Source organism: Pseudoalteromonas atlantica, from assembly GCA_007988745.1.
In the GTDB taxonomy this organism is placed as follows: Bacteria; Pseudomonadota; Gammaproteobacteria; order Enterobacterales; family Alteromonadaceae; genus Pseudoalteromonas; species Pseudoalteromonas atlantica.
Genome location: BJUT01000079.1, coordinates 1 through 12,807 on the forward strand (window position 1 = coordinate 1; position 12,807 = coordinate 12,807).

The 12,807-nt window shown below is 38.7% G+C and carries 11 protein-coding genes; 8 read left to right on the top strand and 3 right to left on the bottom strand.

Annotated features, from left to right (window positions below):
• Window positions 1-636: 636 nt before the first annotated feature.
• The 8 genes from PAT01_RS18925 (at window position 637) to PAT01_RS18965 (ending at window position 10,156) form a co-directional block, all read left to right on the top strand.
• The gene (locus PAT01_RS18925; RefSeq protein WP_154946003.1) at window positions 637-3,783 is read left to right on the top strand and encodes a PilC/PilY family type IV pilus protein; all 3,147 of its coding nucleotides are present in this window, start codon (window positions 637-639) and stop codon (window positions 3,781-3,783) included.
• A gap of 518 nt (window positions 3,784-4,301) precedes the next feature.
• On the top strand, window positions 4,302-4,958 hold the full coding sequence (locus PAT01_RS18930; protein ID WP_024033418.1) for a hypothetical protein: 657 nt from the start codon (window positions 4,302-4,304) through the stop codon (window positions 4,956-4,958).
• Window positions 4,955-5,641: a Crp/Fnr family transcriptional regulator gene (locus PAT01_RS18935; protein WP_024033419.1), complete on the top strand. Its 687-nt coding sequence runs from the start codon at window positions 4,955-4,957 to the stop codon at window positions 5,639-5,641. The genes PAT01_RS18930 and PAT01_RS18935 overlap by 4 nt, the downstream gene beginning before the upstream one ends.
• A 73-nt stretch (window positions 5,642-5,714) precedes the next feature.
• Window positions 5,715-6,218, top strand: coding sequence for an Mpo1 family 2-hydroxy fatty acid dioxygenase (locus PAT01_RS18940; RefSeq protein ID WP_138577916.1), 504 nt, complete (start codon window positions 5,715-5,717; stop codon window positions 6,216-6,218).
• 145 nt (window positions 6,219-6,363) lie between these two features.
• Window positions 6,364-7,155 carry an SDR family oxidoreductase gene (locus PAT01_RS18945; RefSeq protein WP_138577918.1) on the top strand — a complete coding sequence of 264 codons (792 nt, stop codon included), beginning with the start codon at window positions 6,364-6,366 and terminating at the stop codon, window positions 7,153-7,155.
• A gap of 61 nt (window positions 7,156-7,216) precedes the next feature.
• Complete coding sequence (locus tag PAT01_RS18950; protein WP_138577920.1) at window positions 7,217-7,807, top strand: DUF2238 domain-containing protein; 591 nt, start codon at window positions 7,217-7,219, stop codon at window positions 7,805-7,807.
• 31 nt (window positions 7,808-7,838) lie between these two features.
• Window positions 7,839-8,291: a GNAT family N-acetyltransferase gene (locus PAT01_RS18955; RefSeq protein ID WP_138577922.1), complete on the top strand. Its 453-nt coding sequence runs from the start codon at window positions 7,839-7,841 to the stop codon at window positions 8,289-8,291.
• 743 nt (window positions 8,292-9,034) lie between these two features.
• Window positions 9,035-10,156, top strand: coding sequence for a DNA cytosine methyltransferase (locus PAT01_RS18965; RefSeq protein ID WP_138577925.1), 1,122 nt, complete (start codon window positions 9,035-9,037; stop codon window positions 10,154-10,156).
• A gap of 1 nt (window position 10,157) precedes the next feature.
• Here the strand turns inward: PAT01_RS18965 and PAT01_RS18970 are convergent, their stop codons facing one another.
• The 3 genes from PAT01_RS18970 to PAT01_RS18980 all read right to left on the bottom strand — a co-directional run bounded on the left by PAT01_RS18970 (window position 10,158) and on the right by PAT01_RS18980 (window position 12,732).
• Window positions 10,158-10,760: a GIY-YIG nuclease family protein gene (locus PAT01_RS18970; RefSeq protein ID WP_138577927.1), complete on the bottom strand. Its 603-nt coding sequence runs from the start codon at window positions 10,758-10,760 to the stop codon at window positions 10,158-10,160.
• Between the two features lie 58 nt (window positions 10,761-10,818).
• Complete coding sequence (locus PAT01_RS18975) at window positions 10,819-11,949, bottom strand: DUF3800 domain-containing protein (protein WP_154946004.1); 1,131 nt, start codon at window positions 11,947-11,949, stop codon at window positions 10,819-10,821.
• Between the two features lie 603 nt (window positions 11,950-12,552).
• On the bottom strand, window positions 12,553-12,732 hold the full coding sequence (locus PAT01_RS18980) for a DUF6435 family protein (protein ID WP_029772742.1): 180 nt from the start codon (window positions 12,730-12,732) through the stop codon (window positions 12,553-12,555).
• Window positions 12,733-12,807 lie beyond the last annotated feature (75 nt).

Consider the following 12,807-nt stretch of genomic DNA (forward strand, 5'->3'; position numbering starts at 1 on the left):
TGAACTTACATCGTTTGCATTAAGTAACCGTGGTGTAGCCCGCATGATGGCCAAAAAAGACACCGCAGGCCTTTCAGATTTATACGAAGCGTATCAAATCTCTAAAAACTCATTGGTATCTCATAATTTAACGCGTGCTAAAGAAGATTTATCGTTATAAATTTATTACTTAGCACTTAAAAAGCCCCTGCGAGTTTATAACTCGCGGGGGCTTTTTAGTTTTTATTTTTTAAATTAACCAATGTGAGTTGTTAATTTTTAAGCGGGTTTAATGTGTGTTCTCACTTAAATACTTATTTTAATAGGGGGTTTTAAACTTAAAATATGGTAATAACACCATTGCAAGTAAGGTTAACCGAGAATTGCAGGGTTAATTGTTTTTAAAATCGGGATATTTTACTAATGGCGATGCGTATATAAAATGCTCTAAGGGTATTAAATTTCTTTATATTTGCGCCTATTTTCATTAAAGTACTTAAAATATAGCAAATTCAGTTAATATTAATCTTTGTAAATAAGTTTATGTTTAATAGCATTTAGCTGCTTTGTGCATTTTTCTAATTAAAACTAAAAATAAATAAGTAACTGCACTTTTAATGGAACTGCGTGATTTTAGCGCAGATAAAAGGATTTGAAATGAAACTTACCTTCAATCGCATTGTTGCATCTTTTTTTGCAGCAACTGTAAGCCTCTCTGCAACCGCCGAAGATATAGAGCTATACGTAAACCATAACGTAGAAACCGATGAAAACCCCCGTGTTGTGATTATTTTTGATACCTCCGGAAGTATGGGAAGTAAGCTTCCTTACAACGGACCTAAAAAAATAGATGCAGCTAAAGATGCCATGACCCAACTGGTTAATGATAATAGCGCCATTGACTTTGGTTTAATGCGTTTTAATGGTAACAACGGTGGTTATATTATGGCTGGTTTAGGCTCATCACATGACACTATTTTAGGCCAAATTGAAAAGCTACCTGCTAGCGGTAACACCCCCGTTACAGAAACCTTATGGGAAGCCTACCTTTATATGACAGGCCAAACCGTTTGGTATGGACAAAATACCAATCAACGTGACTTTAGTGTAGAGACCAATGACAACCCTTTAACGCCCCCTGATTATATATCGCCGTTTAGACAGGCATATGGTTCGCAAGAGCGCTGTGATAATTCTATAAATTTAATATTAATGACCGACGGCGACCCTACTCAGGATAATAACCGCAATGACGATATTAAAGATTTATACAAGCAAAAATTTGGTTATAACCCAAGTAAAACAAGTAACAGTTATTTAGCGGTATTAGCGCAAATAATTCATGGTACACAAGATGTTGAAATAGATCTTTACGAAGACACACCGGAAGTGGCAGACACAGGCCGCGTATTTACTATTGGTTTTGGTAGTGGCATGAGTAGCAAAGGTAAAACGCTTCTTGAAAAAACCGCTGAACTAGGTGGTGGCGAGTACCTTCACGCAGATACCTCAGCAGAGCTCTCTGAAGCATTAAATAATACTATTTCTAGAATACGCGAAGTAAACGATAGCTTTTCATCGCCTACGGTTGCCAGTAATAACGTTGACCAAACCCGCAGCCGAGAAGCAATCTATTTTGCTATGTTTTACCCAGAGACCGGGGCTCGTTGGGGCGGCAATTTAAAAAAATTAGTTATGTCGGGCTCTAACATAGTTGACTCCACAGGCCGTGAGGCAATAGGTGATGACGGCCTAATTAAAGAAGACGCTCGCACGTTTTGGCTACCTTCAAATAAACCGGCCGATGGTAATTTAGTCGCACAAGGGGGCGTAAACTACTTACTTTCAAGCTTAGACTCACAAAGCCGCAAACTGTATATAGATTCGGACGGTAGTATTGTTGATTTTACCTTTGATAGAGTTAAAGAAATTTTAAATATAGTGTCAGACGCCATAGGTGGCATCATACCGGGTACTGATATTGCTATCTCGCGCAATGATATTAATTGGGCAAGAGGCATGGATGTAGATAACGAAGATAGCGATAGCTCATCAGTAGATCAGCGTGCCAATATTTTTGGTGATCCTTTGCATTCTAAACCGGTATCTATTGATTATGGTGATGGCAACATACGTATTTTAGTGGGCACTAATGCTGGCTTTTTGCACATGTTTAACGATAAAGGTAACAGCATTGAAGAGGAGTGGGCGTTTATGCCTGCTGAGCTGTTAAAAAACATACCTGCGCTTCGTACAAATCAAGCCAATACTAAAGTGTATGGTATGGATGGGCCTATTAGTGTGTTTTTTAACAATAAAAGTTTAAACAGTGACGGCTTAAATGACGGAGTAATAGATGCCACTAAAGGTGATGAAGTATGGGCATTTGCTGGCATGCGCCGCGGGGGTAAAAACTATTATGCACTTGATATTAGCTCACCAGATAAGCCAAAACAGCTTTGGAGTAAGCCTATTGTAGGCGGCTCAGATGGGTTTGAATACCTAGCTCAAACCTGGTCAAAACCACAAATAGCCTATATTAAAGCGTTTGGAGATGAGCCTTTACTGGTATTTGGTGGCGGATACGATACAAACAAAGACAACGCGATTCGTAGCGAGGATGAATCAGGCACGGGCATTTACATTGTTAAGGCTAAAACCGGTGAAAGAGTATGGGCGTTAACGCCCGAGGATAACAATTTCCAAGGTAAGCACAGTATAGCTGCTGATATAGCAACGCTTGACTCAGATTATGATGGTTACATTGACCGTTTATATGCCACCGATACGGGGGGTAATATTTGGCGTGTGGATATGCCAGGCTCAGACAAAAATAGTTTTTCTCATTACAAATTAGCAGAGCTTGGCAGTTCATTAGCAACGCAAGACCGACGCTTTTTTTACAAGCCACTAGTGGCACGTACTATGTTTAGTAAAGTGAGCAAAACGAGCTATGGCGGTGAAGAAATAACCACACGATTAGATACGCCTTACGATGCAATCGTGATAGGCAGTGGTAATCGCTCAAATCCGCTTGCAACCAATGAGCAAGATCACCTTTACATGATTCGCGATGAACAAACCGTAACTAAAACCTTCGATTCACAAAATACGCCAGAGCCCATAGTGCCAAGTGATTTAATGCTTATGAATGACGACCCATTTGGCAATGCACTAGATAATGTAGATGAGTTTGTAGAACTTGAAGCTGATTTAGCAGGCTTTAAAGGGTGGCGATATGAGCTAAATAATGGTGAAAAATCATTGGCTGCAGCCACCGTAGTAGGAGGCGTAGCTTATTATACATCGTTTACACCTGCACTAGAGTCTGATAAAAATCAGTGTTCTTTAACTGGAGGCGGTGGTGCAATGTACGCTTTTCATTTGCACTATGGCACAAAAGTGTACGACCAACTTAAATTTACTACCAGCTACGATGTACCCGACACCGCTCAGTTGTATTTTGGTGAAGGCGACTCATGTATAGATGCTAATAATAATGGATTATGTGATGTGCCAACACCTGATGATGGTGACCCAGATGAGGGTACCCCAGGTGGTGGTTACGAGTACGAAGAAACAATACCTGTTAGCCAAGTAAGCCAGTTTTATTTAATCGGCCCGAGCCTTACTGGTGAAGGCGCAGTAAACCCAATCAAACCGCCTGAAATTAACGGACCAGGGCTAACTGTTGTTGATGGTAAAGTTAAACTTGTAAATGACAGTGATACATTAGGCTTTGGCTTTAAAACGCAGCAAACCTACATATATAAGCGTGAAGAAAACGATTCTTCATCTGATTAGGTTAGCCTTAGCTCAGGCGTCACAACGCTTTATTATTTACCGCGCATGCCTTTAAAAGGCATGCGCTAACTTTTCTAGCTAATACTAAAGAGCCCAAAGCAAACCTTGCTACGTTAAAGTGTTCTGCTTAAGAAAGCTCAACAATGAAATTTTTGCCTAAAATTCAACGCGCCTCCTACCTAAAATAAATTACCTAACCAAGCGAATTTGTATTAATAAAAGCCAACATTGCTTTTCGCTAGCCAATGCTTATTCGCAATTATTGTGTTTAAATATTATAAAAAGAGGGTTTATTGTCCCTATATTGAAAATAGACATACGGGTAATAATTGGTTTATGAATTGTTCGTAAATAAACCAATTAATGTGTAAATAAATATTAAATAAGTCACTAAATAGTAAAGCAATATTTGCATAACATGGTTAAAAAAAAGAATTATAAAACTTACCATTTTAAATGGTTGCTAGTGCTTAATTTTGCCGCTATTTTAAGGTTAAGTTGTATTAGATGGAATTAGTATGAGTTTCAAATTGATCTCTTTTTGCTATTGTATTCCCGTACTCTTTTTAAATGGTTGCGATGAGGAAGTGAGTTTATTTAGTAGCAGTAAAACGCCGTCAGTGGCTAAAAACGAAAACGCTAATTTACCGGCTACTGCTATTAAGCAAAAGCACCTTGTTGTAGAAGGCCTAATAGAGGGAATTGTACCAAGTCACTGTAAACGTGGTGAAACAGCATATATAAATGCAAAAATGCAAAAGGTTATACGCAACCCAACCGCAAAAGTGACTTATACACTAAAGCCCACTGATAATATTTTGTCTGTGTGTGTGGCCAATGATAACTCAGCTATTACTTATCGTTATGGCACTGAGCAAAAAATTGGCCTAGAGTATACGGCCACTGCGGCGCAGCCATTTGGTAGCTACTATCGTCAAATAGGGAAAGTAGGCGAAAGTATTTTGTTTTTTAACAAAGGCAATTACTATTACTACATTATTAATGCTGGTGGTATGGGCAGTGGTGTTTCAGTGAACGTATATAAAAATAAAACGCTTATTGCGGAGTTTTTCTCTGGTAATGAGGCGTATAACGACTTTGTTATTGCCAGTAATTTAGACTTGCCGAAGTCGTTGGCAATAGAGCTTCAACCACATATAAACACAATGCAATGAATGGATTAAGTAAAGCACATTGTAACATTATTGAACAAGGGCAGTGGTTTTCTAAGCGTGATGCACACTTAAAACAGTTTTTACTAAGCCACGCAAAAACTTTAAGCCTTAGCGCGCACCAATCTCTTTTTTTACGAGGTGATAAACACGACGGTATTTATGCTGTATTAAGTGGTGTGGTGCGTATTAGTGGGGTAAGTAATAATGGTAAAGAAGCTGTTTTAAGCTTTGTTGACGCCTCGCTGTGGTTTGGCGAAGTCACTTTATTTGACCGCGGAATGCGCACGCACGATGTTTATGCGCAAACCGATGTAACACTGTGTTTTATTGGGCAACGCGCACTTGAGCAACTGTTAAAACAATACCCGCATTATTGGCAAGACTTTGGGTTACTCCTTGCCCAAAAATTGCGAGTTATGTTTACTAGCATGGAAGATCACGCACTATTAAGTGCCGAGCAGCGCGTTGCAAAACGCTTACTTATATTGTGCGCGCATTTAGCGCATAGTAATGGCCATACGTTTACTTTGTCTCAGCAACAATTGGCTGATATGACTTACCTTACACGGCAAACCGCCAATCAAATTCTAAAAAAATTAGCAAAGCAGCAACTCATTGAGGTCGGTTATAACAAAGTGACCATTTTAAACCAATCTGCTTTAGAGCTACTTTGTAATCAGTAAATGTCGGCTCCCCGACAGAGTGATATTTTAAAAGCCTGATATAGTGTAAAAAAACACAATAAAAGGCACACACATGAAAACTCTACAGCAACAGCTTGGTACATACGGTTTGTACCATCGCTCTAAACGCAATGTTTTAACTCATTTTTTTGGTATTCCGCTTATTGTATTTGCGGTGCTGTGCTTGTTAGCGCGTATTCAAATACCCATTGGCAGCCTGCTTATTGATGGCGCGCAGCTTTTTGTTTTTGCAAGCGTGGTGTATTACTTAATGCTGAGCGTGTCGCTTGGTTTAATAATGGGTGTACTGTTTACCATATTGCTTTTAGCAGCGCAGCCAATCGCTGCTATGGCTTTTTGGCCTTGGTTAAGTATTGGTGTGGGCGTGTTTGTATTTGGCTGGGTGCTGCAGTTTATTGGCCATTACTATGAGGGTAAAAAGCCTGCGTTTGTAGATGATTTAATTGGCTTAATTATTGGCCCGTTGTATGTAACCGTTGAGTTTTTATTTTTAATGGGGCTTTATAAATCGCTAGAGCATGAAGTTAACGCCATAGCAGGCCCTACCAAAGCATAACGCTAAGCGGCTTAAATATTGAGTTATTCTAGCGTGCTAAATAAAGCGTTAACCGCGTTATAAATCATATATATGTCGCTATAAACGTATAAAACTTAACACGATTGCTATTAGCAGCGGATAAAATAATAAAGGCAAATAACCCATGCAATACAACAATAAAACCGTATGGATCACCGGCGCATCATCAGGTATTGGAAAAGAGCTCGCAATACAGTTTGCAGCACTGGGTGCCAAGGTTATTTTATCAGCCAGAAGTGTTGATAAACTTAACGAACTAAAACAAAGCTTACATGGGGATGGCCACGTAATTGTGCCTCTTGATTTGTCAGCGCCTGAAGCTGTTTTAGCTCAGGTTACTGATTTAATGTGTACATTACCTGCTATCGATATTTTAATTAATAACGGTGGGGTATCGCAGCGCAGCTTATTTTTAGAAAACGAATTTAATGTTTACCGCCAATTAATGGAAGTTAACTATTTTGGCCTCATTGCACTTACCAAAGCGGTAGCGCCTACTATGGTTGCTAGGCAAAGCGGTACAATAGTCTCAATTAGTAGCGTTGCGGGTAAAGTAGGCTCTAAATTTAGAACGGGCTATTCAGGCTCTAAATATGCAGTAGTGGGTTTTATGGATTGCCTGCGTGCAGAGCTTGCAGAGCATAATATTCATTGCTTAACTATTTGCCCCGGCTCTATTAAAACCGCCATTGCACATAATTCGTTAAACGAGCAAGGCATAGCACAAAACAAGCCAGAGCACTCAATAGAAAATGGCATGGATGTAAGCCTAGCTGCTAAAAAAATGATCCTCGCAATTCATAATAAAAAAGACGAAGTGATTGTTGGCAAAGGCCTAAGTAGCTGGGCACCGACCATTAAACGGTTTTTTCCTCGCGTATTTAATCGATTAACCGCTAAAACAAACTATCGGTAGCATCGGGCGATTTAGAGATATAAAATGCTGTAAATTCAATCAATTTAGACAAGGATTCTAAATGAAGTATTTATGGCTTGGCCTGTTTTTTATTGTATTAACTTGGTCCGGAATTAACCCAAAAGATCAGTTTACTTGGCTGCTTGAAGTTATTCCCGCAATAATTGGTTTAGTGCTTATGGCAAGCAGCTATAAGCATTTTAAACTCACCCCCATTTTATATGGCTTTATATTAGCGCATTGTATTGTGCTAATGGTTGGCGGGCATTACACCTACGCCGAAGTCCCTTGGTTTGATAGTTTATTTGGCAGTGAGCGTAACAACTACGACAAAATAGGGCACTTTTTTCAAGGGTTTGTGCCTGCATTATTAGCGCGTGAAATATTACTACGTAAAAACGTAATCAATGGTAAAGGCTGGCTAAATGTGTTTGTTGTATCGATATGTTTAGCGTTTAGTGCTTTTTACGAACTAATAGAGTGGTGGGTTGCAGTGTTAAGCGGTGAAAACGCAGAAGCATTTTTAGGTACGCAAGGGTACGTATGGGATACTCAATCTGATATGGGAATTGCCTTACTTGGGGCTATTTGCTCGATATTGCTGCTTTCAAAAGTACACGATAAACAGTTAAAAAATGTTAAAGATTATTGATTCAAATTTTATGATTAAAAGACAATAAACTATGACTGTAAATACCCACAATTTCACGATAAGCACAGATAAAAGCAAGCTTAACTTTAACGTTATTTATAACTTTATTGCTAATAGTTATTGGGCTAAAGGAATACCTAAAAGCGTGATGCAAAAAGCGATTGATAACTCAATGTGTTTTGGTGTTTACAGCGCTGATAACGAGCAAGTTGGTTTTGCCCGCGTAGTAACCGACAACGCCACTTTTGCCTATTTGGCTGATGTATTTATTACCCCAGATTTGCAAGGTAATGGTCTGAGCAAGTTACTGGTTAAAACGATAGTAGAGCACACTGAGCTGCAAGGGCTCAGGCGCTTTTTATTAGCCACTTCTGATGCGCATGGCCTGTATGCGCAATACGGGTTTAAACCGATAGACAACCCAGCATTGCTAATGCAAATAAATCCTGCAAATGTGTATGAGGGAAATACTCCAGAGGTATAGTAAATTGGGGAAGGGCAATGTCTATGTAAGCAAGTTGTATGGATAATACAAAAAACTAATAAGCCATTGACATTAAAACTTATTTCAACTTATTAGGTTGAGATATGATGCTTTTTAAAGGTATATGATTTCCTAGTGCAGACATATTTGTATTCATCCATTTAAGAGCGTTGGATTGTGTTTGATAATAAATAACAACTGCTAATTTCTGCTCTTCACAGCACTGACTTAATAATTTATTCTCAAATTCACACTCATTAAATTTCTGCTCGCATAACCTCATTCATACACATAACGCCGCGCTCAGCCGCGGGAGGTACTTGGCACTTTATTTGCGGATTTTTGCAACCAAAGTGATAACTACCGGAGGTCGCTTGCGGCCCCATGTTATAAGTTTTTAGTCTAAAGTTTACTATAGATTCCTATAGGACTCTATAGTAAAATACAACAATCACTTACTACTCAGGTCTATACCTCTGTGCCCAGAACATTCTACCCCCAAAAATCGAAAGATATAGAGGCGAGCCCCCCGCATCCCAAGGGCACTTCATATAAAGTTTCTGTAGGTCTAGAGGACTGGGGAGATGGTGAATTTAAGCCTGTATCCAAAGTTCAAATTTCATATGATGGCGTAGTCTCTGGTCGCAAATGCCCATCTTATCCTGTTGGCACTGATGATCAGGAAAGAGTGCACAATTGTGTATGTGAACTTACTGCCGAATACAAAATTAAGGGCAATAGCGATGCCTAAATTTTTTGAGTTTTTTTCAGGAGGAGGAATGGCGCGCCTCGGATTAGGTGGTGAATGGAAATGCCAGTTTGCCAATGATATTTGTGCTAAAAAAGTTTCTACCTATATAGAAAATTTTGGAGATGATGAGATTTTAAAAGAAGACATTTATAAACTGAATGCATCAAATCTACCCGGTAAAGCAGACCTTATATGGGGCTCATTCCCATGCCAAGACTTGTCATTAGCAGGTAACGGAGCTGGCTTAAATGGTGAGCGCAGTGGAACCTTTAAAAAACTAATGTCGATTATAAAGGACCTTAAGGTAGAAAAGCGGCAACCAAATATCATTGTTCTTGAAAATGTTGTCGGCGCTATTACTTCGCATGGTGGTAAAGACTTTGAAGCTATAATTGAGGCACTTTCAAGTCTGGGGTACTACACTGGGGGCGTTGTAGTAGATGGTGCTTCATTTGTACCTCAATCACGACCTAGACTGTTTGTAATCGCGACAAAAACCCCTAAAACACGATTTTTAACTCTAATTAGTAAAGAACCTAACCCTGAGTGGCACCCTTCTAATTTGATTAAAGCCCATTCTGCATTACCAGAAAAACTGCAGAAAAAGTGGGTCTGGTGGTCTATGCCAACTCCTCCTAAGAGAGATAAAAACTTAGTTGATATTGTTGAAGAAAATCCAACTGATGTTAAGGAGCTAGGCACTGGAGAAGTAAAGAAGCTCATCTCAATGATGAGCGAAACAAATCTAGAAAAACTTAATCAAGCTAAAAGGGAAAATGGACTGGTTGTCGGAGGATTGTACAAAAGGGTAAGAAAACAAAAGAATGGAGAAAAACTTCAAAGAGCTGAAGTGAGGTTTGATGGCACCGCAGGGTGCTTAAGAACCCCCACTGGAGGTTCTAGCAGACAAACCTTAGTTCTGGTTGATAATGGCGAAGTAAAAGCTAGACTGCTATCTCGCAGAGAGGCCGCTAGACTAATGGGTGTCCCGGATAATTATAAGCTACCTAGCAAATATAATGATGCATATCATGTGTTTGGTGATGGCTTAGTAGTTCCAGCTGTTTCTTGGATTGAAAAGCATTTGCTCAAACCTATCCAAGAGGCCTCATAATCTACACTTCGTCTTCTCCTGAGTCTGCCATAAAGCCTTTGTAATATTTGTCTGTCCTATTGAAATGAACCCTAAGCATACGTCTTTGTTCTGGGTTATTTTTTACCTCAAGAATGTGGCTAAATAGATTAGTTAAGTGCTCCATTTGTCGCGGTAATCTGCGCGATGGTTCCAATCGCTGTAATCGCTCTTCTTCATGCATAATCGGTACAGTTTGTTTAACGGGTACCTCTGGAGTTATTTCAGTAGATACTGGTAGCTTTCCGTTTACTAATGGACTAATTGAATTGTAATAACTTATTAAATAGTTTTCTAAGCTTGTTATTTTATGTTTTTGCCTATCTTTCTCCGCTTTGGGTGTTCCTTTAGGGAGTTTTTCTCCTACTGGCCATGCCCAAACTTCGTAGATTTCCCAAATATCAAGCTGCCTATTCGCAATAACATCGCTTCTAGCACTCGTCAAATGGCGATTTACCCTTGCTCTTATTCCATCGGTAGATTGCCCAATATATATTGGACTTTTGTCTAAATCACATAAAGCGTAAACACCAACTTGATCAGTCAGCTCACTTAACATTTCTTTTCTTACTGCTTTTATATCCATATTTCTTCTTGTTAATAGGTTAAAAAATGCGACGGATTAGCCCACGTATAACGCTTTGTTAAGTTGCAGACTTTACATGCTTTTTTCTTCTTTCTTTATCAATTTCCAACAACTCTCTACCCTTTTCTATTTGTTCAGATGTCGGTATTGGTAATTCTTGAAACCACTTTTCCCAGCGCTCCATTAGGGCCTGTATAGAAACTTCATTAAACATGCCATTTGCTTGCCCGTGAATCAAAGGAAAAAGCTCAGTGGCAAGGGGGTTACCTTCCATTTGGCGCTTGAATATCCAAATATAAATATCAACTATTTCTAATCCCGAACTATCGGTTCCAGGAGTGCATTCAATTGGCACTGATGGCATATGCCTTAAATCCATTGTTGGCATTCCTGGGCCAAACTCCATGGGTTCATCTAAGTTTTTGGTATTTCGATATAAATCTGAAATCCATTCTTGAGCTTTATTAAATTCTGACTGGCGATCTACAACTACTTTTGTAGCTTCTGATTTTGTATTTTCTAATCGGGTAGCAATACCAAGCATTACAGATTGAAACCCAATAAGGTTTGGAGATATCAGAAGCTTATCTTCTTTTGAAGTGGCGTGATAATAAATTTTACTCGGGTTTTCAATTGCCCACTCCAGCGCATCAGTAATAATTTCTATTGAGCGCTTATCTGGCAGATGATGAACTCTATTAAGTAATTCTTGGCAGACTTCAATCAGTTCTTTTTCTGCAAATTCTTTATTAATTGCAATCCGTGCTTTCCAAGATTTTTTTAATAAAGCCTCATCGAATAAGAAACTTACTTTTGAAACCAAAACATATCTCAATGGTGTCCAATAAGCATTCCAGGGTACAGCAGGGTTATTACCTTGATCAAAAACCTGATCGAAAAAACACAATGCCGCATGGTCTTTTTTAGTTACTCGATAGAAATCAAAGGATAAATTGTATTTTTCTTTAAGCGCTACTAAATCATCTACGATACTAACAAGTCTACCATTGCCTAATTCTGCTGCATGAAGCCTTTCAACTCCCAAATAATTTCTAAGCTTTTCTACATGAGGCAAACTGACTTCATCAAGGTTAAATTCAGAACTTAAAACACCGTAGTATAAGAATGGTTGGTTATTATCAAACAATTCTAACCCTGTTTGACCACTTTCATCTACATAAAAATACACGGAACTTCCCTGATGCAACTTAACGGATTTATAAGACGAAGCTTTCCTCTTTTTATGAGCAATGTATGTCCTCTTATTTATTTTTAATATTAATAACAAATCTTGTAACACATTGCGAGTATTAAACTTTAAGTTAGGCTGTTCTTTTAATAATATGCAGAAAAGAGGAAAGAGTCCTCATTTTCTGACTTAGGAGGAAAAACGCCTGCGCAGTAAGCAAATACAGCGCTAAAGATTTAAAATGAAAACCAAACCCCTTTTTTAAATCATTTAACCGCCAATAAAAACTGCATCGAAAATATAAGTAACCGCTTTAAGTACATTTGTTTATGCAAGCCTATTATAAAAGGTGGTTTTTGGCTGGTGGAGGCTATAAAACGAGGTGATGAATTATTTACTAAACGCGTCTTTCTACTTTTAAAACAGTACAGACACGATATTTATACCAATCGACTTAAATATTTAGCCTTTCTCGCGTGCTAAATAAAGCGTTAACTGCGTTATAAATTTCTCATGTAGAAAAACTACATGTCGAAATTTATGCCTTGTTATCACTCTATTTATCCGTCGCTATAAATGTCTAATTACTTAACACGATTGGTATTATCTGGCTTTTTTAGCCTCAAGCGCTTCTATTTCACTCCAGATTTTTTCGGCTTCTGCGCTTAACATGGCGTAGCTTTTAATGTCGCCTTTACGCTGTGCTTGCATGCCTTGCTCAAGCTTTGCATCGTACTCTTTGCGTAGTTTTTTTGTCGGGTCTGATTTAAATAGTGAAAACATGGGGCTCCTTAGTTTTATAAAAGTATAAGGGCGTGTTGATCTTTGCGGATTGAAATTTGTTCAATCTAGGGGCGA

Excerpts from the sequence above, each read along its gene's own strand:
- PAT01_RS18925 (WP_154946003.1), top strand. The coding sequence starts at position 637 with ATGAAACTTACCTTCAATCGCATTGTTGCATCTTTTTTTGCAGCAACT.
- PAT01_RS18930 (WP_024033418.1), top strand. The coding sequence starts at position 4,302 with ATGAGTTTCAAATTGATCTCTTTTTGCTATTGTATTCCCGTACTCTTT.
- PAT01_RS18940 (WP_138577916.1), top strand. The coding sequence starts at position 5,715 with ATGAAAACTCTACAGCAACAGCTTGGTACATACGGTTTGTACCATCGC.
- PAT01_RS18950 (WP_138577920.1), top strand. The coding sequence starts at position 7,217 with ATGAAGTATTTATGGCTTGGCCTGTTTTTTATTGTATTAACTTGGTCC.
- PAT01_RS18965 (WP_138577925.1), top strand. The coding sequence starts at position 9,035 with ATGCCTAAATTTTTTGAGTTTTTTTCAGGAGGAGGAATGGCGCGCCTC.
- PAT01_RS18970 (WP_138577927.1), bottom strand. The coding sequence starts at position 10,760 with ATGGATATAAAAGCAGTAAGAAAAGAAATGTTAAGTGAGCTGACTGAT.
- PAT01_RS18955 (WP_138577922.1), top strand. The coding sequence starts at position 7,839 with ATGACTGTAAATACCCACAATTTCACGATAAGCACAGATAAAAGCAAG.
- PAT01_RS18945 (WP_138577918.1), top strand. The coding sequence starts at position 6,364 with ATGCAATACAACAATAAAACCGTATGGATCACCGGCGCATCATCAGGT.
- PAT01_RS18980 (WP_029772742.1), bottom strand. The coding sequence starts at position 12,732 with ATGTTTTCACTATTTAAATCAGACCCGACAAAAAAACTACGCAAAGAG.
- PAT01_RS18935 (WP_024033419.1), top strand. The coding sequence starts at position 4,955 with ATGAATGGATTAAGTAAAGCACATTGTAACATTATTGAACAAGGGCAG.